This window comes from Duganella sp. HH101, assembly GCF_001758795.1.
In the GTDB taxonomy this organism is placed as follows: Bacteria; Pseudomonadota; Gammaproteobacteria; order Burkholderiales; family Burkholderiaceae_D; genus Rugamonas; species Rugamonas rivuli.
On record NZ_LRON01000022.1, the window covers coordinates 92,766 to 116,041 of the forward strand.

At 64.3% G+C, this 23,276-nt stretch carries 21 protein-coding genes and 1 pseudogene; 13 read left to right on the forward strand and 9 right to left on the reverse strand.

Annotated elements, in window-relative coordinates:
* Positions 1-229: 229 nt before the first annotated feature.
* From DUGA2_RS26485 to DUGA2_RS26520, 8 genes are all read right to left on the reverse strand, one after another.
* Complete coding sequence (locus DUGA2_RS26485) at positions 230-1,003, reverse strand: spermidine synthase (RefSeq protein ID WP_070272390.1); 774 nt, start codon at positions 1,001-1,003, stop codon at positions 230-232.
* Between the two features lie 80 nt (positions 1,004-1,083).
* Positions 1,084-1,587: an FxDxF family PEP-CTERM protein gene (locus DUGA2_RS26490; RefSeq protein ID WP_307171327.1), complete on the reverse strand. Its 504-nt coding sequence runs from the start codon at positions 1,585-1,587 to the stop codon at positions 1,084-1,086.
* A gap of 215 nt (positions 1,588-1,802) precedes the next feature.
* The gene (locus DUGA2_RS26495; protein WP_070272414.1) at positions 1,803-3,149 is read right to left on the reverse strand and encodes a PAS domain-containing sensor histidine kinase; all 1,347 of its coding nucleotides are present in this window, start codon (positions 3,147-3,149) and stop codon (positions 1,803-1,805) included.
* Positions 3,150-3,190: 41 nt separating this feature from the next.
* Positions 3,191-4,531, reverse strand: coding sequence for a sigma-54 dependent transcriptional regulator (locus tag DUGA2_RS26500; RefSeq protein ID WP_070272392.1), 1,341 nt, complete (start codon positions 4,529-4,531; stop codon positions 3,191-3,193).
* A gap of 55 nt (positions 4,532-4,586) precedes the next feature.
* Entirely contained in the window at positions 4,587-5,822 is a 1,236-nt protein-coding gene (locus tag DUGA2_RS26505) for an ABC transporter permease (RefSeq protein WP_070272393.1), read from the reverse strand.
* A gap of 9 nt (positions 5,823-5,831) precedes the next feature.
* Positions 5,832-7,148 carry an ABC transporter permease gene (locus tag DUGA2_RS26510; RefSeq protein WP_070272415.1) on the reverse strand — a complete coding sequence of 439 codons (1,317 nt, stop codon included), beginning with the start codon at positions 7,146-7,148 and terminating at the stop codon, positions 5,832-5,834.
* A gap of 10 nt (positions 7,149-7,158) precedes the next feature.
* Positions 7,159-7,905 carry an ABC transporter ATP-binding protein gene (locus tag DUGA2_RS26515; RefSeq protein ID WP_070272394.1) on the reverse strand — a complete coding sequence of 249 codons (747 nt, stop codon included), beginning with the start codon at positions 7,903-7,905 and terminating at the stop codon, positions 7,159-7,161.
* A gap of 21 nt (positions 7,906-7,926) precedes the next feature.
* The gene (locus tag DUGA2_RS26520; protein ID WP_070272395.1) at positions 7,927-9,195 is read right to left on the reverse strand and encodes an efflux RND transporter periplasmic adaptor subunit; all 1,269 of its coding nucleotides are present in this window, start codon (positions 9,193-9,195) and stop codon (positions 7,927-7,929) included.
* A gap of 193 nt (positions 9,196-9,388) precedes the next feature.
* On the opposite strand from DUGA2_RS26520, the gene DUGA2_RS26525 reads away from it, so the two are divergent.
* From DUGA2_RS26525 to DUGA2_RS26565, 9 genes and pseudogenes are all read left to right on the forward strand, one after another.
* The gene (locus DUGA2_RS26525; RefSeq protein ID WP_070272396.1) at positions 9,389-10,939 is read left to right on the forward strand and encodes a DNA mismatch repair protein MutS; all 1,551 of its coding nucleotides are present in this window, start codon (positions 9,389-9,391) and stop codon (positions 10,937-10,939) included.
* A 119-nt stretch (positions 10,940-11,058) separates the two neighbouring features.
* Positions 11,059-11,499: a DUF4214 domain-containing protein gene (locus DUGA2_RS26530; RefSeq protein ID WP_070272397.1), complete on the forward strand. Its 441-nt coding sequence runs from the start codon at positions 11,059-11,061 to the stop codon at positions 11,497-11,499.
* A 104-nt stretch (positions 11,500-11,603) separates the two neighbouring features.
* Positions 11,604-12,142: pseudogene (locus DUGA2_RS26535) on the forward strand (GbsR/MarR family transcriptional regulator).
* 1 nt (position 12,143) lies between these two features.
* Positions 12,144-12,338: a hypothetical protein gene (locus DUGA2_RS26540; protein ID WP_070272398.1), complete on the forward strand. Its 195-nt coding sequence runs from the start codon at positions 12,144-12,146 to the stop codon at positions 12,336-12,338.
* A 47-nt stretch (positions 12,339-12,385) separates the two neighbouring features.
* Positions 12,386-12,838: a cell division protein gene (locus DUGA2_RS26545; protein ID WP_070272399.1), complete on the forward strand. Its 453-nt coding sequence runs from the start codon at positions 12,386-12,388 to the stop codon at positions 12,836-12,838.
* Positions 12,835-13,455: a DUF4166 domain-containing protein gene (locus tag DUGA2_RS26550; RefSeq protein ID WP_070272400.1), complete on the forward strand. Its 621-nt coding sequence runs from the start codon at positions 12,835-12,837 to the stop codon at positions 13,453-13,455. Before DUGA2_RS26545 ends, DUGA2_RS26550 begins: the two co-directional genes overlap by 4 nt.
* A complete protein-coding gene (locus tag DUGA2_RS26555) occupies positions 13,452-14,894 on the forward strand; it encodes a TIGR01777 family oxidoreductase (protein WP_070272401.1) in 1,443 nt (480 codons plus the stop codon). The genes DUGA2_RS26550 and DUGA2_RS26555 overlap by 4 nt, the downstream gene beginning before the upstream one ends.
* A gap of 14 nt (positions 14,895-14,908) precedes the next feature.
* Positions 14,909-16,174, forward strand: coding sequence for an NAD(P)H-binding protein (locus DUGA2_RS26560; protein ID WP_070272402.1), 1,266 nt, complete (start codon positions 14,909-14,911; stop codon positions 16,172-16,174).
* A complete protein-coding gene (locus tag DUGA2_RS26565) occupies positions 16,174-16,638 on the forward strand; it encodes a DUF2269 domain-containing protein (RefSeq protein WP_070272403.1) in 465 nt (154 codons plus the stop codon). The genes DUGA2_RS26560 and DUGA2_RS26565 overlap by 1 nt, the downstream gene beginning before the upstream one ends.
* A 35-nt stretch (positions 16,639-16,673) precedes the next feature.
* On the opposite strand, the gene DUGA2_RS26570 is transcribed toward DUGA2_RS26565, so the two are convergent.
* Positions 16,674-18,638 (reverse strand): phosphoethanolamine transferase, encoded by a 1,965-nt coding sequence (locus tag DUGA2_RS26570; protein WP_070272404.1) that lies wholly within the window; start codon positions 18,636-18,638, stop codon positions 16,674-16,676.
* 291 nt (positions 18,639-18,929) lie between these two features.
* Between DUGA2_RS26570 and rpsL the strand changes: the two genes are divergently transcribed.
* The 4 genes from rpsL to tuf all read left to right on the forward strand — a co-directional run.
* On the forward strand, positions 18,930-19,313 hold the full coding sequence (gene rpsL / locus DUGA2_RS26575) for a 30S ribosomal protein S12 (protein WP_008444270.1): 384 nt from the start codon (positions 18,930-18,932) through the stop codon (positions 19,311-19,313).
* Positions 19,314-19,474: 161 nt separating this feature from the next.
* Positions 19,475-19,945: a 30S ribosomal protein S7 gene (gene rpsG, locus DUGA2_RS26580; protein WP_008444271.1), complete on the forward strand. Its 471-nt coding sequence runs from the start codon at positions 19,475-19,477 to the stop codon at positions 19,943-19,945.
* Between the two features lie 114 nt (positions 19,946-20,059).
* Positions 20,060-22,165 (forward strand): elongation factor G, encoded by a 2,106-nt coding sequence (gene fusA / locus DUGA2_RS26585; RefSeq protein ID WP_070272405.1) that lies wholly within the window; start codon positions 20,060-20,062, stop codon positions 22,163-22,165.
* A gap of 69 nt (positions 22,166-22,234) precedes the next feature.
* Positions 22,235-23,276 (forward strand): elongation factor Tu (gene tuf / locus DUGA2_RS26590; protein WP_070272406.1); only part of this gene is annotated, 1,042 nt, incomplete at its 3' end.

Genomic DNA, 23,276 nt, shown 5'->3' on the forward strand with positions numbered 1-23,276 from the left:
GTTTTAGTGGACGCACACGCGGATAGCGGCGTCGAGAAAAATACTAGCTTGGCGGCGGAGTGCGCTGCAACGCGGCATGCACCACATTGTTGCGAAATATGCACATTTGACAATATTGCGTGCGTTATACGACGACTTGGCGTAATCTGGCCGACGGGCTGCTGCAAAACGGTGCGATATTGTGGTGCGCACGCATCAAACCGGCGCGCGGGCCGGTCCGTGCGCGGCCCTATTGCTGGTCCAGCATCCAGCCCTTCAAACCGTTGACCCAGGACTTGGCCGGCAGGTTCAAGCTCTTCTTGATGGCGCCGGCGCGCTCGTACAGCACGCTGAAATCGAGCACCGGCGACTGCTTGAAGGCGATCACCACGATGTTGGCGTCGTGCACCTCCGGCAGCCAGACCACGGCGTCGAACACCAGTTCCATCGCCTGCAGGTTCTTGTCGTAGTTGGCGAAGTCGCCGAACACATTGGTGGTCATGATGCCGCCGTCGCGCAGGGTGTCGAAGCAGGCCTGGTAGAACTCGGGCGAGTCCAGCACCGGGCCGCGCGCCTCCTCGTCGTACAAATCCACCTGCAGGATGTCGACGCTGCCATGGTTGGCCGGGTCGAGCACGAAATCCATGGCGTTCATTTCCAGCACGTTCAGGCGCGCGTCGTTGGGCGGCAGGCCGAACTTGGCGTGGCAGATGGCGATCACATTGGGGTTGAGCTCGACCGCCGTCACGCGCGCGTCCGGCAGGCGGCGGTAGCAGAACTTGGTCAGCGCGGCGCTGCCCAGGCCCAGCTGGACGATGTGGCGCGGCTGGTCGTTGAACAGCAGCCACATCATCATCATCTGCACATATTCCAGCTCGATGTGGTCCGGCTTGGCCAGGCGCATCGCGCCCTGCACCCAGGAGGTGCCGAGGTGCAGGCTGCGCACGCCCTGGAATTCGGTGATGGTGGCGGGCGGATGGCCGGGGGCGTCGAAGCGGGAGGGGGAGGTGTTGGCGAGTGACATGGCGCTAGTTTACCAGCCCGCCCGGCCGCGCGTGCGGCGTAAAAAAAGACGCCGCAGCGTCTTTTTAAGGGGCGTGGCGTTCAGGACTTGCGGCGCCGCGCAACCAGGCCCATCAGCGCCAGGCCGCCCAGCAGCATGCCGTAGGTGGCGGGTTCCGGCACGGCCGAGGTGATGTCCAGCGTGCCGGCGTAGCTGGCGTGGCCGATATCGTTGCCGATGATGGTCAGCGTGATCAGGCCGTTCACCGGGATGCCGAAGAACACGCTGCCCGAGACGAAGCCGTTGAAGATCGGCAGCGGCACGCCGTTGATGTCGGCCCAGCTGAAGTTCAGCATGGTCGGCGACGGCGGCGAGAAGTTGGCGAAGTTGGCGAAGAAGCCCTGCGCCGTGCCCGGCAGGCCGGAATACGAGAAGGTGTAGGTATCGATGAAAGACAGGCCGTCAGTATGCGACGTGCCGAACGGAACGGTCCAGTTGGACGGACCGCCGGCCATGGCGACTACCGCTGGCGCGTAGTTGTTCGCCATCGCCCCCCCTGCCGCGGCCGCCATCAAACCGGCTGCCAATATTGATTTTAATTTCATATTATCCCCGCGAAATGTAAGACTTGATTCATGAAACCCCCGGACTACCGGACCAAATTACGCCTGGGGATTTTCGATGTCAATCAGCTATTTTTTTATCGCGTGGGCAAGAATCATAGGGCGGGGCTAACTCCCGGGCTGAGCAATGGGAAATTGCAAATGGTCAATTTCCGTTGTGCAAAACATCAACTTAATTTCAATTTAGTAATGACGTATTAGTTGCTGATTGCCGACACCGGCAATACCAGCGTGACGGTCAGGCCGCCGCCGTCGCGGTTGGCCAGCGTGATGCGGCCGCCGTGGGCTTCGGCGATTTCGCGCGCCAGCGCCAGGCCCAGGCCGGTGCCGCTGCGCTTGGTGGAGTAGAACGGCACCAGCGCGTTGGTCAGCACGGTGTCGCTCATGCCGGGGCCGCGGTCGAGCACGTCGATGCGCACGGCGTCGTGCAGGCGCCGCACCTCCAGGCTGACCTGGTCGGCCGGCGAGCCCGATTCGTGGGCGTTCTTGAGCAGGTTCAGCAGCGCCTGCTCCAGCTGCGAGGGATCGAAGGCGCACGCTTCGGCGGGCGGCTCGCCGGCGATCGTGAAGTCGACCTGGGCCGCCAGCTGGGCCAGGAAGGCCGGCCACGATTGCAACTCCAGCCGCGGCGCCGGCAGCTTGGCGAAGCGCGCATAGCCGAGGATGAAGCTTTCCAGGTGGCGCGTGCGCTCTTCGATGGTGGCGAGGATTTGCGGCAGGCGCTCGGTCTGGCCGCGCCGCACCAGCTCGGCGCCGGAATGCGCCAGCGAGGTCAGCGGCGCCAGCGAATTGTTCAGCTCATGGCTGATGACGCGGATGACTTTTTTCCACGTCTGCACTTCCTGCCGGCGCAGCTCCATGGTCAGCTGGCGCAGCAGCAGCAGCTCGTGCTTGCGGCCGTTCAGGTTGAAGCTGCGGCGGGCCAGGTGGTAGACCTCTTCCTGGTCGAGCGCTTCCTGGCCCTCGGCGGCGCCGGCCTCGCGGGTGGTGAACAAGCCGTCGCCGCCGCGCGCCATCGCTTCGCGCAGCGCCGGCGAGGCTTGCGCCAGGATCTCGTCGAGGCGGTGGCCTTCGAGCCGGCGGCCCTGGTGCAGCAGCTGGCGCGCGGCGATGTTGGCGTACACCACGGGGCCGGCCTCGCGCACCAGCAGCATCGCCACCGGCGTGTTCTGCACCATGGTGTCGAGCAGCAGCTCGCGCTGCACCAGGTCCAGGCGCTGCTGGCGCAGCACGTCGCCCAGCGTGTTGTGGGCCGCCACCAGGTCGCTGAGCTCGTCGTTCTGCGGCCAGTGCAGGCTGAACGAGAAGTCGCCGTCCTGGTAGCTGGTGACGGTGCCGGTCAGCGCGCGGAACAGCGACAGCATGTGTTCGAGCTGGGCGCGGATGGTGATGATGGAGATCGGCAGCACGCACAGCAGGCAGACCGCCAGCACCATGCCGGGATGGGCGGGGAAGAAATGGGTCAGCGCCAATGCGATCAGGATGCCGAGCGTCAGCAGCGTGCCGACCAGCGCCGTCCAGCGCGTCAGCAGCGACAGGCGCATGCCTGTCGGGCGCGGGGGCCGCGGCGGCGGCGTGGCGCCCATCAGGGACGGGCGATGCCCAGCCGCTCCATGCGGCGGTACAGCGCCTGGCGCGACAGGCCCAGTTCGGCGGCGGCCTGCGCCACCACGCCGCCGGCGCGGCTCAGCGCCAGGCCGATGGCGTCGCGGTCGGGTTCGCGCGCGCCGTCTTCCAGCACGGCGCCGGCGGCGGCCGGCAGGCCGAGGTCGCCCACTTTGATGAGGTCGCCCGCGGCCAGCAGGCCGGCGCGCGCCATGACGTTCTTCAGCTCGCGCACATTGCCGGGCCACGGGTGGGCCAGCAGCGCCGCCTGCGCCGACGGATGCAGCTGCTTGCCGGCGCCGAGGAAGTGCTGGGCCAGCGGCAGGATGTCGGCCGGGCGTCCGGCCAGCGGCGGCAGGCGCAGCTCGATGACGTTGAGGCGGTAGAACAAGTCTTCGCGGAAGCTGCCGGCCCGTATCATGGCCTGCAGGTCGGCGTTGGTGGCGCTGACCACGCGCACCTTGACCTGGCGCTCGCGGTTGGAGCCGAGCCGTTCGAAGCGGCCGGTCTCCAGCACGCGCAGCAGCTTCATCTGGCCGGCCAGCGGCAGGTTGCCGATCTCGTCGAGGAACAGGGTGCCGCCGTCGGCCGCCTCGAACTTGCCCTCGCGCGCCTTGGAGGCGCCGGTGTAGGCGCCGGCGTCGGCGCCGAACAGTTCGGCCTCGATCAGCTCGGCCGGCAGGGCGCCGCAGTTGAGCACCACGAAGGGACCGTCGCGGACGGCGGAATTGGCCTGGATGATGTCGGCGATGCGTTCCTTGCCGGTGCCGTTGGGGCCGCTGATCAGCACCGGCACGTCGGCGCGCGCCACCTGGCAGGCCAGGTGCACCACGCGCTCGGTGGCCGGGTCTTGCCACACCATGCCGCGCAGGTCGTAGCCGCGTTCGAGTTCGCGCCGCTGGCGCAGCTCGGTCTGCAGGCGCTGCTGCAGCGCGCGCTTGGTCTGGCCCAGCTCGATCAGATTGTGGACGGTGGCGATCAGGCGGTTGTCGTCCCAGGGCTTGGCCAGGTAGTCGGCGGCGCCGGCCTTGACCAGGTCGACCGCCGCGTCCAGGTGGGTCCATGCGGTCAGCAGGATCACCGGCAGTTCGGGATGGCGCTCGCGGATGGCGCGGAACAGCGCCGTGCCTTCCTCGCCGGAGGTGGTGTCGGCGGTGAAGTTCATGTCCTGCAGCACCAGGTCGACGCTGTGGCGCTCCAGCATGTCCAGTCCGGCTTCGGGGGAGGCGGCGCGCAGCGCGTCGATGTCGTGCAGCGAAAACAGCACTTCAAGCGCGATGGCGACGGCGGCGTTGTCATCTATGATCAATACGGTAGGCATGCCGTAAGCATAACATTGTCGCGGCATGCCCGGTGTGGCAAACATCGGTGCAACGCTAGGCGCTGCGGGTGGCGGTGGCCGGCGAGATCGACGCCGCGCGCCAGGCCGGGCCGTACACGGCGGCGATGCCCAGCGCCCAGAACACGCCGGCGCCGGCGATCAGGTAGCCGGCCGGCAGCCGCGCCATTTCCAGCTGGCTCACCAGCAGCTGGTTCAGGCCCAGCGCCAGCAGCACGCCGGCGCCGACGCCGACGCTGGTGATCATCACGTTCTCGGTGATGAAGTAGCGCAGGATGTCGAGGCGGCGGGCGCCCAGCGCGCGCCGCACGCCGATCTGCTTGCGGCGCTGCGTGACCCACAGGCTGGCCATGCCGACGATGCCGCTGGAGGTGATCAGCAGCAGCAGCACGCTGACCGTCACCAGCATCCACGCCAGCGCGTTGTCGGCGCGGTAGCGGTCGCGGCGCAGTTCCACCATGGTCTTGACCTTGACGATGACCGGCGTCGGCGACGAGGCGCGCAGCGCCGCCTCGGCCTCCTTGATCACGCGGTCCAGCTGGCCCGGCTCGGCGCGCAGCGTATAGACGCTGGCGTCGTCGCCGGTCAGGCGGGTCGGCACGATGGTGGAGAAGTCGCCGCGCTCGCCGATCTGGGCGTTCGGCGATTGCAGCCGCTCGACCACGCCGATCACGCGCGCGTTCCTGGCGTCGTCGCCGACCCCGAAGTAGAAGGTCTTGCCGACGAAGCTGGCCGCGCCCGGCCACAGTTTCTCGCCCTGCTGGCGGGTGATGATGGCGACCTTGGGAAACTCGTTGCTGGTGTTCTCGTCGATCTCCAGCACCTCGGCGGGCAGGAAGTCGCGGCCGTCGACCAGTTGCAGGCCCCAGGTCTTGACCAGCGAATCGGCGGTGACGTAGGTGCTGGTGGTGAGGGTGGACTTGAACTGCTTGCGGTCGGTCGCCACGCCGGTGTAGTTGCCCGAGCGCGACAGCGGCATCTGCGAGGTGGACGCCACCGAGAGCACGCCCGGCACGGCGCGCAGGGTGTCGGTTTCGCGGTGTTGCGCCGCCAGCTGTTCCTGGTGGTTGCCTTTTTGCAGGCGGCGCACTTGCATGGTGAAGACATCGGCTTCGTTGGCGAGGCCGCTGGCGCGCGCCGACACGGCCTGGCGCACCTGCACGATGTGCAGCGCGTTGGCCAGGATGCCGAGGCTCAGCGCGACCTGCACCGCCACCAGGATGGGGCCGGTCTTGTTGCGCAGCAGCGCGGACAGGATGGGACGGATTTCCATGATGATTCCTTATTGGGATTTGAGTTGCATGGCGGGCGTGACCTGGCAGGCGCGCCAGGTCGGCAGCAGGCCGGCCAGCACGGCCGACAGCACCGCCATCGCGAAGGTGGTCAGCAGCATGATCCAGTCCATATGGGCCACCACCGTCAGCGCCGTCGACTGCATCGCGATCAGCGCCAGCGCGCCGAAGGCCAGCGCCAGGCCGAGCACGCCGCCGACCAGGCCGACCACCGTGGTCTCGATCAGGAATTGCTGGAAGATCTCGCGACGCGAGGCGCCCAGCGCGCGGCGGATGCCGACCTCGGCGGCGCGCACCGAGAACTTGGCCAGCAGCAGGCCTATCGTGTTCACCAGGCACAGCACCAGGAAGCCGAACGCCAGCCAGGCCGACAGCTTGTTGTCGTTGCCGACCACCTTCATGAAGTCCAGCCATTCGCGCACGTCGTACAGCCGGTTGGGGGCGCTGCGTTTCAGGCGGCCCAGCTTGCGCTGCTCGGCGGCGTAGCTGTCGAGGTAGTTCTGCAGGCTGGCGCGGTCGCTGGCGCTGCGGGTCTCGAACCAGAACTGGATCCAGGTGCATTCGGAATCGATGAAGGCCTGGTAGCCGGGGCTGATGTCGTCGGTGCAGCTGGTGCTGCCGTTGCGCTGCATTTCATTGCGGATCGATGTGGTGAACGGCACGAACATGTCGTCCTCGTCGCTGAAGGCGCCGTCGGCGCTGCCGATGATGCGGTGGAAGCGCGGCACCACGGTCCATTTGTCGAGCACGCCGACGATCTGGTACTGCTTGCCGCTCAGGGTGATGCGCTTGCCGACCGGGTCGGTATCGCCGTACAGCTTGTCTGCCAGCTTGCGGCCCAGCACCACGACGTTGGCGGCGGCCTTGTCGTCGGCCGGGCTCCAGGCCTGGCCGTGCCGGAAGGGGGCGTCGAACATATTGAAGTAGTCGCTGGCCACGGCCAGGCCGCGCGCGATGAACAGGCCGATCTCCTTGCGCTCGGGCTCGACCGCCACGCTGGCGCCGTAGATCGCGGTGGCGCGCTCGGCCGCTTTGCTGTTGAGGAAGTTCCTGGCGTCGGTGTAGCTCAGCTGGTTGTCGTTGGGCTCGTCGCCGGGCTTGTAGCTTTGCGGCGGGCCGTTGTCGACCAGCGGCACGAACAGGCGGTCGCTCTTGTGCGGGATCGGGTCGCCCGACATCACGTGCAGGATGGTCAGCGTGGCCACGCTGGCGGCCACGCCGACGGCCAGCGTCAGCACCATCAGCGCGGTCAGGGCCGGGTTGCGGCGCAGGCTGCGCAGGCCCAGGACGAAATAGTATTGGAACATATGGCGCTCCTTATGCGACATGGGTTTTGCCGTCGGCGTGGGCATGGGCGTTGGCGTTGGCGTTGGCATCAAACAGCGACGGCGCCTTGCGCACCAGGTCCGACACCTGGCCGTCGATGATGTGGACGTTGCGCTGCGAGCGCACCGCCAGCTCCGGATCGTGCGTCACCATCAGGATGGTGGTGCCCTGGGCGTTGATCTCTTCCAGCAGCTCCATCACGCCGCGCGCCATCTGGGTGTCCAGGTTGCCGGTCGGTTCGTCGGCCAGCAGCAGTTTCGGCGAGCCGGCCAGCGCGCGCGCGATCGCCACGCGCTGCTGCTGGCCGCCCGACAGCTCGGCCGGGTAGTGCTTCATGCGCGAAGCCAGGCCGACCTTGGCCAGCGCGTCCTCGATGCGCTCCTTGCGCTCGGCGGCGTTGAAGCCGCGGTAGCGCAGCGGCACGTCGACATTGTCGAACAGCGACAGGTCGGGGATCAGGTTGAAACCCTGGAAGATGAAGCCCAGCTTTTCGTTGCGCAGGCGCGAGCGGGCGTTGTCGTCCATGCCCTTGACGTTGATGCCGTCGAGGATGTACTCGCCGTCGGTGAATTCTTCCAGCAGGCCGGCGATGTTGAGGAAGCTGGTCTTGCCGGAGCCGGACGGGCCGGTGACGGTGACGAACTCGCCCTGCTTGACGTTGATCTCGAAGCCGCGCAGCGCGTGGGTTTCGATCATGTGGGTACGATAGACTTTGCTCAGGTTTTGCATGCGCAGCATGGAGGGCCTCTGGGAAAAAAGTTATTGGTTGATCGAGACGCGTTCGGCGTTCTCGAAGGTTTCGGTGCCGGAGATGACGACCTTGTCGCCCTGTTTCAAACCGCCGAGGATCTCCACCGCGGAGACGCTGGTGGCGCCCATCTTGATCGGGGTGCGGATGGCGATGCCGTCCCGGACTACATAAGCGAAGCGGCCGCCTTCGGATTCCACAAACGGGCCGCGCTGTATCATCAGCGTGTTGGGTTTCTCGTCGATCAGCAGGCGCGCGGTGACGCGCTGGTTCTGGCGCAGGCCGGCCGGCTGGGCGTTGCTGAAGCGCACCCGCGCCAGCACCTGGTTCTTCACCACTTCCGGCGACAGCGCCGACAGCTTGGCGACGGCGGTGCCGGTGCCGTAGTTGACTTCGGCGTTCATGCCCAGGCCGATGTCGGACACATAGGTCTCCGGCACTTCCAGCTCGACTTCCAGGCGCGACAGGTCGACCAGCGTCATCAGCGGCGCGTTGGCCGGCACCACGCTGCGGTTGGCCACCGACAGCGTGCCGATGAAGCCGTCCACCGGCGCGCGCACGGTCAGCTCGTCGACGCGGCGCTGGGCGTTGGCCAGCGACAGGCGCTGGCGGTCCAGCTCGTTGATCTTGGTCTTCAGTTCCAGCGCGACGTTGTCGCCTTCCAGCTCGGCCGCCTGGCCGGCGTGCTTGGCGCGGATCTCGGCCGAGTTCAAAGCATCCTTGGCTTTCTGGAATTCGATCTTGGCGATGATGCCTTCGTTGGAGACGGCGTTGTAGCGCTCCAGCGTGCGCAGCGCGGACAGGCGGTCGATCTCGGCGGTGTCGGCGTCGCGGCGGGCCAGCAGCTTCTGCTTGCGGGCCAGGATCTGCTGGCGCGCCACTTCGGCCTCCAGCTGCAGATAGCTCGATTGCTCGCGCTTGAGCGCATCGGTCAGGTCGGGCGATTCCAGCACCGCCAGCACGTCGCCTTTCTTGACCGTGTCGCCGGCGGCGGCCTTCAGCGTCACCGTCGCCGGCGAGGCCGAGTACAGCGTCGGGCTGATGGCGGCGACGATGCGGCCGTTGACGGCGGCGTCGCGTATCAGCGTGCCGCGCCCCACTTCGGCGATGCGCAGGCGCGAGATGTTGACCGAGTGGCCGCTGCCGCGCCACGAGTGGAGCACGGCGTAGGCCACCGCCACCAGGGCGATGGCTCCGACGGCGAAAACGAGGCGGCGCTTGACGGCATGCCCTTTCGGGGTGGCGATGACTGCATCTTGATTGGAGGTGTCGCGTATCATGGTCGTATCGATGTGTAGAGATATGCAACGTTATGCAGAAACTGTGCCAGCTTGTAAGGCATTGATTTGATTGATTATTGTGATTTTCGTCCATTGTCCGCGCGCCTGTCCGGGCGTCCGGCCTGTCCGCCCGCGCTTGATAAAGTGTCAAGCGTGACCATCTGTGGCGCTGTCGCCCCCACCCGAGTACCGAATGAGCCTGCTTTCCAGCCTGACCCGTTTCCTGTTGCCGGCCGAAGCGCCGGTCATCGACTATCCCTTCGTGCCCAGCGACGTCGCGCTGTACCGGCGCACCGCCCACCCCGGCGCCGACGTGCTCGACGAGCAAACCTGGGACGACATGCTGCTGCCGCAGTACAGCGCGCAGCTGGCGCGGGAGACCAGCATCTTCGGCCAGCAGGAACTGCACCGTCGCCTGTATGCCGATGGCGGCGGCGTGGCGGCGGCCGCCGTCCGCGTGCGGACACTGGCGCAGGACGCCGGACAGCGGCAACGGCTGCACGCCGCCTGCGCCGGCCTGCGCCGCGCCGACCGCGAGATCAGCGTGGCGCTGTTCGGCGCCGAGCCGGCGCCGGCGCCGCGCTGGGCCGGGCTGCTGTCGTGGCTGCCGCCGGCGCTGCTGCTGACGGTGGCGCTGGCGCTGGCCACCGGCGTGGTGGCGCTGTGGGGTGTGGTGGTGGGGCTGTGGCTGCTGTTGTCGGCGGTGCAGGTGCGCTACCACGAGGCGGTGGAGGAATGGGGGCGCGTCCTGGCCACGCTGCAGCAGATGCTGCGCGCCCACAGCCTGCTGGCCGCGCTGGACGATCCGCTGACCGCCGGCCTGCGCGCGGACGCGGCCCGGGCGGGCAAGCTCAATCGCCGCATCGCCCAGTCGGTGGTCGGCAACCTGCCGGGCGTGCGCGAGTACCGCGACTGGCTGTGGCTGATGAACGTGCGCCACTACTTCGCCAGCCGCGACGCGGTGCGCGCCGAGCTGGCGCTGCTGCGCTCCAGCTTTGAGCGGGTGGCGGCGCTGGAGGCCGACCTGGCGCTGGCCCGGCACCTGGCGCAGACGCCGCGCTACTGCTGGGCCGAGCAGGGCGGCGCGGTGGCGCTGGAGCAGGTGGTGCATCCGCTGCTGGCGCAGGCCGAGCCGCTGACGTTCGCGCTGGCGGGGCAGGGCGCCTTCATCTCCGGGCAGAACGGCATCGGCAAGAGCACCTTGCTGCGCACGGTGGGGCTGAACCTGATCGTCGCCCGCGCCTTCGGCTTCTGCTATGCGGAGCGGGCCGCCACGCCGCTGCTGCCGGTGTATTCCAGCATGCAGAGCGAGGATGCGCTGGACGGCGGCGAGAGCCTGTACATCGCCGAACTGCGGCGGGCGCGCGAGCTGCTGGCGCTGGCCGAACGCGCGCCGGCGGTGTTCATCATCGACGAGATCTTCCGCGGCACCAACCACCTGGAGTCGATCTCGGCGGCGGCGGCCGTGCTGCACACGCTGTCGCAGCAGGGCACGGTGATCGTCTCCTCGCACAACCTGGTGCTGGCGCCCTTGCTGGAGGACCGCCTGGCGCCGTGGTGCGTCAGCCGCGAAGGCCAGGGCCTGCGCGTGGCGCCCGGCGTGCTGCAGGAGACCAACGGCATCTCGCTGTTGGCGGCGCGGGGTTTCGATCACGCGATCTCGGCCAAGGCCGGCCGCGTGTTCGATTGGCTGAGCACGCAGGCGCATGGTCCCGTGGCCCGGGCGGGCGGTTTTTTTGGTTGAGTTATTTAAAAAGTAAGGTTAGTATATTTGAATTGCATATAAGTAAAAATTGGTTTCTTATAAAGATGCCAGCGTATGCAATGTCCTGAAACTTAACCATACTTTTGAGGGCAATACCCATGTCGTCCACGACTTTCGAAATCGAAAAGCTGTACATTGAATTCTTCAATCGCCCTGCCGATGCCGGTGGCCTGCAGTTTTACGTCAATGCAGTCAACAACGGGGCGACCATCACCCAAGTCGCCCACGCCATGGAAAACTCGGCCGAGTACAAGGCGAACTTCACGACCCAGTGGTCCACCGGGGTGGAAAGCAGCGTTGACCATGCTTTCATGAATATGTTCGACCACCATGCCAGCATGCAAGAGCTGAACGTGTGGGGCTATAAATTCATGGACGCCCTGGTCAATCATACCCCGACCTCCGACGTCATCATGCAAATCGCCGATGCCGCCACCGGCGCCGACCTGCAGCACCTGATGCAGAAAGTCACGAACGCCCTGCCTGTGCAACTGGTTGGCGTGCAGACGCACGAAGTGTACGACGCAGCCATCGCCTAAGCGGGCCGCCATCCGCAACCGGATCCAGGCAATCCGGTTGCGGAGTTGATTTCCTAAAAAATTTGGCCTATGATTTCTGTAATGACAGAAATAAGAGAAATGCCATGACGCTCGCACCGACCATTCAAAAATACATCCTGCACTGGGGGGAGATGGGGGCGCGCTGGGGCGTCAACCGCACGGTGGCGCAGATTCATGCGCTGCTGTTCCTGTCCAACCGGCCGCTGCCGGCCGAGGAGATTGCCGATGCGCTGGCCGTGGCGCGCTCCAACGTCAGCAACAGCCTGAAGGAACTGCAAAGCTGGGGGCTGGTGCGGATCACCCATATCGCCGGCGACCGCCGCGACCATTTCGTCGCCTTGCGAGGATGTTGGATCTGGGCAAATTTTCCGCTGTCAATTGTCGAAGAAAGCGCAAAAGCGCCGAGATCGACCCCACGCTGACCGTGCTGCGCGAATGCGCGCTGGAGGCCGACAACGATCCCGCGCTGGAGCAGGCCACCAAGGTCAAGATGGAGCAGGTGCTGGACTTCCTCGAAATGCTGACCGCCACCTACGGCGACTACAAACACCTGCCGCCAGCCACCATGCAGCGCTTCCTGAAAATGGGCGGCAAGGTGGCGAAGCTGCTGGGCGGGGACTGACATGAGCGCGCTGACGTTGTACTACGACGGCCACTGCGGCTTTTGCATGATGGCGCCGCTGCGCGTGCGCATGTTGCGGCCGCTGCTTGCCGCTTTGTATCGCGGCTTCGCCCGCAACCGCTACCGCATTTCGGGCTGGCTGGGCCGTCCGGCTTGTGCCGATGGCGTGTGCGCTTATAAGTATTCTTTGCGCTAATTTTTTCACTTGATATTTCTGTTTTTACAGAAACTACGGACAACATCATGACGACGAGAGCCTGGCTGGTGCGGTGGATCTACATGACGGTGGCGGCGCACCTGGTGGCCGGCGTGCTGCTGCCGCTGTGTGCCGGGGCGGCCATAACGGTTGGCTACCGTCGCGGCATCGAGGACTTCTTTTTCGGCGTCGATGCACCGGCCGCCGGCAAGGCGCTGCATGTGTGGTGGATCTCGCTGTTCGGTCCCACGGTGCAGGCGGCGGCGATCTGGATGGCCGGCCTTGCGGTCATCGGCGACAAGCAGCGCAACGCCTTCGCCTGGTTCATGTTGATACTCGGCCTGCTGGTGTGGGCGCCGCAGGACATGCTGATCTCGGCGCGCGCGCATTGCTGGATCAATCTGTGGATCGATGCGCTGGCGCTGGCGGCCATGCTGCCGCCGCTGCTGTGGCTCTGCAAGCTCGACCTGGCATTCAAACATGGAAAGACAATGGCATGACGATCCCCTCCGAAGGTGAGCTGTTCAAGAAAATCCTGGGGCCGGAATGGCGCCGGCTGCATCCCGATATCCAGGCCCGCTTCGACAAGAATCCGGCGCCGGGCAAGCCGCTGAACTACACCGGCCGCCTGGCCGAGCTGACCTGCTCCGGCATCGGACGGGTGCTGGGCTACCTGACCATGCCGCTGATTCAGGGCGCGCTGATGCCGTACAACGATGCCGATTTCCCGGTCGATATCCAGGTCTATTCGAAGCCCGATTGCGCGTCGATCTTCAAGCAGCGCATCTACCGGCTCAACGGCCGCAAGCCGGTCATGTTCACTTCCTTCATGGCCGAGAGCCGCAAGGGCGAGGTGCTGGAGTATGTCGGCATGGGCCTGGGCATGAAGCTGGTGCTGGACGTCCGCGACGGCAATCTGCATTTCGAAAGCGACGGTTACTTTTGGCAGGTGCTCGGCGTGCGCATTCCGCTGCCGGGCTTGCTCACGCCGGGCAAGACCTATCTTTGCCACCGCAATAACAACGCCAATCAATTCGACATCCGCATCGAGATCCGCCATGCGCTGTTCGGCACGACCTTCACGCAGGCGGGCGTGTTCCGGGAGGTGATCGCATGAATACCCATTTGCTGGCGCTGCAACTGATGGCTTTCCAGGGTTGCCTGGGGGCCTTCGACACGCTCTACCACCACGAGCTGACCGAGGCCTTGCCCGGCCGCGCCACCGCACGCCGCGAGCTGTCGATCCACGCGGTGCGGGCGACGATCTACAGCGCCTTGTTCATCGGCCTGGCCGGCTGGGCGTTCCACGGCGCGTGGGCGCTGGTGCTGCTGGCCGTGTTCACGATAGAGATTGTGCTGACCTTGTGGGACTTCGTGGTCGAGGACCGCACGCGCCTGCTGCCGGCGACCGAGCGCGTGACCCACACCGTGCTGGCGATGAACGGCGGCGCCTTTATCGCGCTGCTGGCGTTGAACACGCCTGAATGGATGGCGATGCCGACGGCGTTGACGTGGCAGCCGCATGGCGGCTTGAGCGTGTTCCTGGCGCTGTGCGGCGTCGGCGTCGGCGTGTCCGGCGTGCGGGATGCGTTTGCCGCGCGGGCCATTGGCAGGTTGTCGGCGCGCGATCAGGCCGTGGCCAGCTTCGGCGTGGCGGATCGCAGCTTCCTGATCACTGGCGCCACCGGTTTTATCGGCCAGCGCCTGGTGCATGCGCTGCTGCGCGACGGCCAGCGCGTGACCGTGCTGACCCGGCAAGCGCGCCAGGCCGCGTGGCTGTTCGACGGCCGCGTCGATTGTGTGGAGAGCATGGCGCAGTTGCCGCCGTCGCGCCGTTTCGATGTGGTGATCAATCTGGCGGGGGCGCGCATCCTGGGCTGGCGCTGGACGGCGGCACGGCGGGCGGCGCTGCGCGCCAGCCGCGTCGGACTGACGAACAAGCTGGTGGCCTGGATTGCTTCCGCCGAACACAAGCCGGCCTTGATGGTATCGGCATCGGCCATCGGCTACTACGGCATACAGCGGCGAGGCGACGATGCCGTACTGGCCGAGGGCGACGCGCCGCAGCCGATGTTCATGTCCGACCTGTGTCGCGAATGGGAGCAGGCGGCGCAAGGCGCGCAAGCCCATGGCGTGCGTGTGGCGTGCACGCGTTTCGGACTGGTGCTGGGCACGCAGGGCGCGCTGCCGATGATGCTGCTGCCCATCAGGCTGGGGCTGGGTGGGCCGCTGGGCGGCGGTGTGCAATGGCTGTCGTGGATACACGTTGACGACGTGATCGGCGGCATCGCGCATCTGTGCCGCACGGGCGGGGCCGGCGCCTACAACTTCACCGCGCCGGAAAGCCTGACGCAGGCGCGGTTCAGCCGCGTGGCGGCCGGCGTGCTGCGTCGTCCATATGGCTTCCCCACGCCGGGCTGGCCGATGCGGCTGATGCTGGGCGAGCAGTCCGATTTGCTGCTGGAAGGCCAGCGTGTTGCACCGGCACGCCTGCTGGGGGATGGCTACGCGTTCCGCTATCCGCATCTGGATGGCGCGCTGCGCAGCCTTGAATAACTGACGGAGAAGGCATGAGAGTACTGATACTTGGGGCGACAGGGTTGATTGGCGCCCATGTGCTGCGGGCCTTGCGCGCCGACGGCTGTACCGTGATTGGCGCCAGCCGTCACCGTCCCGCCGATGAGCGCCCCGAAGACTGGGTCGAGATGGACTTCGGCAGCATGGCCGATGAAGGCGACTGGCTGCCAGTGCTGGCCGGTGTGGATGCTGTGGTCAATTGCGTCGGCATCATCCGTGAAGTGCGTGCAGACGATTTCGATCGCCTGCACCGCGCGGCGCCGGTGGCCCTGTTCGCCGCTTGCGAGCGCCTCGGCGTGCGGCGCGTGGTGCAGATATCGGCGCTGGGCAGCCACCCGGACGCGGCCACAGGCTACTGGCGCAGCAAGGGGGCGGCGGATGCCGATCTGCTGGCGCGCGGGCTCAGCGCCACCATCGTCCGGCCGTCGCTGGTGTATGGCGAAGATGGCGCCAGCAGCGTCATGTTCCGCATGCTGGCGACCTTGCCGGTGCTGATGCTGCCGAAGGCACATGAGGCCAAGGTGCAGGCGATCCACGTCGACGACCTGGCGGCGGTGGTGCGCAAGCTGGTGACGACGGAGGGCGAGGCGCCGCGTGTGCTGGCGGCGGTCGGTCCGCGGGCGATGACGATGGCCGGCTATCTTGGCGCGCTGCGCAGCGGCATGCAGGCAGCGCCGTCGCTGGTGCTGGATTTGCCGATGCCGATAGCGCGGCTGGTCGCGCGCGTGGCGGCGCTGATCCCATCCAGCGCGCTGACGCCGGAATCGCTGCGGATGCTGGAGCAAAGCGCCGTCGGTGGCAATACCGCCGACGCGGCTGCCGTTGCCGCGCTGCTGGGGCGTCCGCTGCGCGATCCGGCGCGGTTCACGCGGCCCGCGCTGCGCATCGCCGCCGCGTGGTCGTGGGCCGAGCCGCTGGTGACGATGGTGGTCGCCATGCTGTGGTTGATCACCGCGTGGGTCTCATGGTTCGGCTGGCCGCATGCGGACAGCGAGGCCTGGCTGGCGGCCTGCGGCGTGCCGGCCGGCTTGCAGGAGCCGATGCTGCTGGCGGCCAGCGTCATGGATGCCGGCATCGGCGTGCTGCTGTTGCTGCGGCCGCGCCGCTGGCTGTGGGCGGCTCAGCTGGCGCTGGCGGGCGGCTACACCGTCATCATGAGCGTTTGCCTGCCCTCGTTCTGGCTGCATCCGTTTGGCCCGTTGAGCAAGAACCTGCCCTTGCTGGCGTTGATGTTCCTGATGTGGAGAGTGAGTAGATAATGGACTACCTTGCGATCAAATGGCTGCACATCCTGTCGGCCACCCTGATGTTCGGTACCGGTTTCGGTACGGCGTTCTATATGTTCTTCGTCAACCGCAGCGGCAATGTGCAGGCGATGGCGGTGGTGACGCGGCTGGTCGCCAAGGCCGACTGGTGGTTCACCACGCCGGCCGTCATCATCCAGCCGCTGTCGGGGATGTGGATGATCCACCTGGCCGGCTTCCCGTTCACGTCGACGTGGATAGTCTGGTCGATAGCGTTATACGTTTTGGCTGGCGCTTGCTGGCTGCCGGTGGTCTGGCTGCAACTGCGGATGCGCGACATGGCGGTGGCTGCCGCGCACAGCGGCGAAGCGCTGCCTGCGCGCTATTGGCGCTACGAGAAAATCTGGACCGCGCTCGGCTTCCCGGCCTTCGCCGGCCTGTTGGTGGTCTACTGGCTGATGGTGCATAAACCTGCCTGAGTATTTATCGCAGCCACGGCGCGCGCTCCGCCCGCTTACTTCTCCTGCTTCAGCGGCTTGCCCTTGTCGATCACTTCGCGGCAGTCGCCCTTGAAGCTGGCGTTGTCGTAGTTGCTCCAGCCGTAGCTGTCGACGTAGCGCTTGTGCTGCTTGAACTGCTTGCTGATGAAGCTCCATTCCAGCCGCTCGTCCTCGTACTGGATATCGCCCAGGTCCAGCAGCGTGTGGAAGACATTTTCCGTCGCCAGCCGCGCCTTGCGGTGGCGGACCAGCTGCTTCACCTTCTCCGGATAGCGCGTCTTGTATTCGTCCGAGTACCACACCAGCGCCGGCACGTGGAATTCAAACTGCGTGTTGTGGCCGTGGAAGGCGAGGTTGCAGCTGTTGTCGTACAGCGTCTGGCCGTGGTCGGCCACGTAGACCATCGACGTCAGCTGCTGCGTATCCTTCAGCTGGTGGATCACCTGCGACAGGAACCAGTCGGTGTACAGGATGGAGTTGTCGTAGCTGTTGTTGAGCTGCGGCTTGATCTTGGTGTCGGTGTAGACCGGCTTGTCGACGCCCAGCAGCGACGGCTGCCATTTGTCGAACTCCTTCGGATAGCGCTGGCTGTAGTTCCAGTGGTTGCCCAGCGTGTGCAGCACGATCAGCTTTTTCGGCGCCGGATCGGCGATGGCGTGCTGCAGCGGCTCCAGCAGGATCTGGTCGAAGTTGGAGTTGTTGGTGAAGCCGCCCAGGTTCATGAACTGGATCACGTTCGCTTCCTTGGCGAACACCGACACCGGCGTGTCGAACTGGCCGAACGAGATCTGGTTCGACAGCCACCAGGTCTTGAAGCCCGCCTCTTTATAAGCGGTGAGGAAGGATTTCTCCGAGAAGCCGTCCTTCAGGCTCTGCATCGCCGGCTTGCGCGAGATGATCACCGGCACCGACAAGCGCGTCGCCGATACCGCCGTGATGACGTCCGGCAGCGTCACCAGGTTGGCCTCCTGCCTGAGCAGCGGGGTGGTGTCGCGTGCGTAGCCGTTGATGCCCCAGCGGTCGTAGCGCGACGATTCGCCGATCACCATGATGACGATCTCCGGCGTGTCGTTCTGTTCCGGCTGGTGCGCCTTGAAGCTGAAGCTGCTGCTGCGCTCGCCCAGGTCGGCCAGGTATTGGCGCTCTTTATAGAAGTCGACGCCGCGCGCGGTCAGGCCGAACGGCCACGACGAGGCGAAGTTGTCGAAGCCCAGCGGCGAGCGCATCCACCATGGCAGCTGCGACCACTGCCAGCCGCTGCGGCCGGCGCCGGCGATGGCGGCGTGTTCGGGCGAGCTGTCCTCTTCGGCATCCTCTTCCTCCTCGGCCGCGTCGGACGCGCTGTCGGCCGAGCCGGCCGGGGCGGTGATGCCGACATGGCTGAGCGCCGAACTCAGCGCGGAGCCGATGGCCGAGCCCAGCGCCGATGCGGCCGGCTTGGCGCCGCTGGCGGCCGCCACCGTCTTTTGCGCCGGCTTGGCGCGCACGCCGAATTCCCAGCCATAGCTCCACAGCGCGGCAATAGCCGCCAGGAGCAGCAGCGCGGCCCAGCGCGACTTGCCGCGCCAGGCCAGCCCCGGACTGCGGCGGGCGGCGGCCTGCACCGCGATCCACCAGAATAGCACCAGCAGCATCACGGCGCCCATCAGCCACACTTTGCGGCCGAGGAATTCCAGCGCCTCCTTGGGGCTGGTCTCGGCGATGATGCCCAGATGGTGGGTGGAGATGCCCTGGCCGTAGTACAGGAACAGGTAGAGCTCGGTCGGCAGCGCCAGGAAGGCCGGGATCAGCAGCCAGTGGAACCAGGCCGGCCGCTGCAGCACGCTCCAGACCGCCACCCAGGCCAGCAGCTCGACCAGCAGGATGTGGCTGAGCTCAGGCACTTGCCGTCCCAGCAGCAGGGGCACGCAGGGGACCAGCGACAGCAACAGATAGCTTGCAAGGACGAACAGCGGGGCGGGGCGCAGCAAAGGTCGCATAAAGAAGAGGCGTTGGATATTGTCTGCTATTATCAAGTGTTTCTTGACCTTTCAGCTAGTGTTTGCTTGCCCCGCGGGGCCGCATTCCGCCGCGAAATAGATTGACTGGTGCTCAGACCACGTCTATACTCGCGAGTTCTCAATTTATTCTGCACATCGTATACGCTGTTTCAGGCCGCTCCTCGCGAGTGGCTATTCGCGCCTCCGTTGTGCCTGTAAGTCGGGACTAGGTTTTAGTCGCCGGACTCCGGTCCGGGTTATTAATGTTGTAATTTTGTTGGGTTTATAACGATGCCAACCATCAATCAACTGATTCGCAATCCACGCGTCGCTCTGACCGTGAAAAGCAAATCGCCGGCGCTGGAAAACAGCCCGCAAAAGCGCGGTGTTTGCACCCGTGTGTACACCACCACTCCTAAGAAGCCTAACTCGGCTCTGCGTAAAGTGGCCAAAGTGCGTCTGACCAACGGTTTCGAAGTTATTTCGTACATCGGCGGTGAAGGCCACAACCTGCAAGAGCACAGCGTTGTTCTGCTGCGCGGCGGTCGTGTAAAAGACTTGCCAGGTGTGCGTTACCACATGGTTCGCGGTGCACTGGATACCCAGGGCGTTAAAGACCGTAAGCAAGCTCGCTCGAAATACGGTACCAAGCGTGCCAAGCAAGCCAAGAAGTAATCGCAGTTTGCAATAGTTTTAAAAGTTTTCGCTCAGTGGCAGCTAACTAAGTGAATGTAATCGACCGCAATTGGTCGAGTAAGTGGATGGCTATGATGGCCCTCCGCGAGAGTGCGAATCCCATATCTGCGCACCTCAACTGAAGATTGAAAGGAATTGATATGCCACGTCGTCGTGAAGTACCCAAGCGCGAGATTCTGCCGGATCCAAAATTCGGCAACACGGATGTCGCGAAGTTCGTGAACGTTCTGATGCTGTCCGGTAAAAAATCGGTCGCAGAAAACATCATCTACGGTGCCTTCGAGCACATCGCCGCCAAGTCGGGCAAAGACCCGCTGGAAGTGTTCGCAACCGCGATCAACAACGCCAAGCCACTGGTTGAAGTAAAATCCCGTCGCGTCGGTGGTGCAAACTACCAGGTGCCGGTTGAAGTGCGCCCAGTGCGTCGTATGGCTCTGTCCATGCGTTGGCTGCGTGAAGCTGCAAACAAGCGCAGCGAAAAATCCATGCCACAACGCCTCGGCGGTGAGCTGATGGAAGCGGCTGAAGGCCGCGGCGGTGCGATGAAGAAGCGCGATGAAGTGCACCGTATGGCAGAAGCGAACAAGGCGTTCTCGCACTTCCGCTTCTAATCAAATCGGCCGGGCCCTTCGTGGTCTGGCTGTTATCTGTTGTTCGAGGCCGGGCTCATTTTTGTCAGCAAAAATGGCGCTCGGTTTTGTCCATTAAAAGATTTAGGAATAATTATGGCCCGCAAGACCCCCATCGAGCGCTACCGCAATATCGGTATCTCCGCTCACATCGATGCAGGTAAGACCACCACCACCGAACGCGTTCTGTTCTACACGGGCGTGAACCACAAGATCGGTGAAGTTCACGATGGCGCCGCCACCATGGACTGGATGGAACAGGAACAAGAGCGCGGCATTACCATTACCTCGGCAGCGACGACCTGCTTCTGGAAGGGTATGGCTAACAACTTCCCTGAGCACCACATCAACATCATCGACACCCCGGGCCACGTTGACTTCACCATTGAAGTCGAACGCTCGATGCGCGTGCTGGATGGTGCTTGCATGGTTTACTGCGCAGTGGGCGGTGTACAGCCACAGTCGGAAACCGTATGGCGTCAGGCCAACAAGTACAAAGTGCCACGTCTGGCCTTCGTCAACAAGATGGACCGTACCGGCGCCAACTTCTTCAAGGTCTACGATCAGATGCGCGCTCGCCTGAAGGCGAACCCGGTCCTGATCCAGATCCCTATCGGCGCTGAAGAAAACTTCAAGGGCGTGATCGATCTGGTCAAGATGAAAGCCATCCTGTGGGACGAAGCATCCCAGGGCATGAAGTTCGACTACGTCGAGATCCCTGCAGAGCTGGCCGAGTCGGCAGCCGAGTGGCGCGAGAAGATGGTTGAAGTCGCTGCTGAAGCGTCCGAAGAACTGATGAACAAGTACCTGGAAGAAGGCGACCTGTCGGAAGCCGAGATCAAGAAAGCGCTGCGCGAACGCACCATCGCTTCCGAAATCGTTCCGATGATGTGCGGTACCGCCTTCAAGAACAAGGGCGTACAGGCCATGCTGGACGCGGTCATCGAATACCTGCCGTCGCCACTGGACATCGACGACGTCGGCGGTACCGACGAGGACGAACAGCCGACCACCCGTAAAGCTTCGGACGAAGAGAAGTTCTCGGCGCTGGCATTCAAGATCATGACCGACCCGTTCGTCGGCCAGCTGGCCTTCTTCCGCGTGTACTCGGGCGCCATCAATTCGGGCGACACCGTGTACAACTCGGTCAAAGGCCGTAAAGAGCGTCTGGGTCGTATTCTGCAGATGCACGCTAACCAGCGCGAAGAGATCAAAGAAGTGCGCGCCGGCGACATCGCCGCCGCGGTTGGTCTGAAAGACGTGACCACCGGCGAAACCCTGTGCGATCCGACCTCGATCATCGTGCTGGAGCGCATGGTCTTCCCAGAGCCGGTGATTCAACAGGCTGTGGAACCAAAGACCAAGGCTGACCAGGAAAAAATGGGTCTGGCACTGAACCGTCTGGCTCAGGAAGATCCTTCGTTCCGCGTGAAAACCGACGAAGAGTCGGGCCAGACCATCATCGGTGGTATGGGCGAGCTGCACCTGGAAATTATCGTTGACCGTATGAAGCGCGAATTCGGCGTGGAAGCGACCGTCGGCAAGCCACAGGTTGCATACCGCGAAACGATCCGCAAGACCTGCGAAGAATCCGAAGGCAAGTTCGTCAAGCAGTCGGGTGGTCGTGGTCAATACGGTCACGTGGTTCTGAAGATCGAACCGCAAGAACCAGGCAAGGGCTTCGAATTCGTTGACGCGATCAAGGGCGGTACCGTTCCTCGCGAATACATCCCTGCGGTGGAAAAAGGCGTGCGCGGCACCCTGAACACCGGTGTTCTGGCTGGCTACCCAGTGGTCGACGTCAAGGTCACGCTGTTCTTCGGTTCGTACCACGATGTGGACTCGAACGAAAACGCGTTCCAGATGGCCGCTTCGATGGCGTTCAAAGAAGGCTGCCGCAAAGCGTCGCCAGTTATTCTGGAGCCGATGATGGCTGTGGAAGTGGAAACGCCGGAAGACTACGCCGGTACCGTGATGGGCGATCTGTCGTCCCGCCGCGGTATGGTGCAGGGCATGGACGAGATCCCAGGCGGCGGTGGCAAGATCATCAAAGCTGAAGTGCCTCTGTCGGAAATGTTCGGTTACTCGACCACCCTGCGTTCCGCAACGCAAGGTCGCGCTACCTACACGATGGAATTCAAGCACTACTCGGAAGCGCCTAAGCACGTTATCGACGCGATCGTTACCGCTAAAGCTAAGTAATTTGTATCTATTGCCGCCGGGGAGATCCTCCGGCGGCAAATTTAAAACATTGTTCTAAGGAAGAATAAAATGGCAAAAGAGAAATTCGAACGGACCAAGCCGCACGTCAACGTCGGCACCATCGGCCACGTCGACCACGGCAAGACCACCCTGACCGCTGCGATCGCTACCGTTCTGTCGAAGAAATTCGGCGGCGAAGCTAAAGCCTACGACCAGATCGATGCTGCTCCAGAAGAAAAAGCACGCGGTATTACCATCAACACCGCGCACGTCGAGTACGAAACCGCCGGCCGTCACTACGCTCACGTTGACTGCCCAGGCCACGCCGACTACATCAAAAACATGATTACCGGTGCAGCGCAGATGGACGGCGCGATCCTGGTTTGCTCCGCAGCTGACGGCCCAATGCCACAGACCCGCGAGCACATCCTGCTGGCCCGCCAGGTTGGCGTTCCATACATCATCGTGTTCCTGAACAAGTGCGACCTGGTCGACGACGCAGAACTGCTGGAACTGGTTGAAATGGAAGTGCGCGAGTTGTTGTCGAAGTACGACTTCCCAGGCGACGACCTGCCTATCGTCAAAGGTTCGGCACGTATGGCGCTGGACGGCGACACCGGCCCAATGGGCGAGCAAGCCATCATGGCCCTGGCTGAAGCACTGGACACCTACATCCCTACGCCAGAGCGCGCAGTGGACGGCGCCTTCCTGATGCCAGTTGAAGACGTGTTCTCGATCTCGGGTCGCGGTACCGTTGTTACCGGTCGTATCGAGCGCGGCATCATCAAGGTCGGCGAAGAGATCGAAATCGTTGGTATCACCGACACCGTCAAGACCACTTGCACCGGCGTGGAAATGTTCCGCAAGCTGCTGGACCAGGGTCAAGCCGGCGACAACGTTGGTCTGCTGCTGCGCGGCACCAAGCGTGAAGACGTACAGCGTGGTCAGGTTCTGGCGAAGCCAGGCTCGATCAAGCCGCACAACCACTTCACCGGCGAGATCTATGTTCTGTCGAAAGACGAAGGCGGCCGTCACACTCCGTTCTTCAACAACTATCGTCCACAGTTCTACTTCCGTACGACTGACGTGACCGGTTCGATCGAACTGCCAG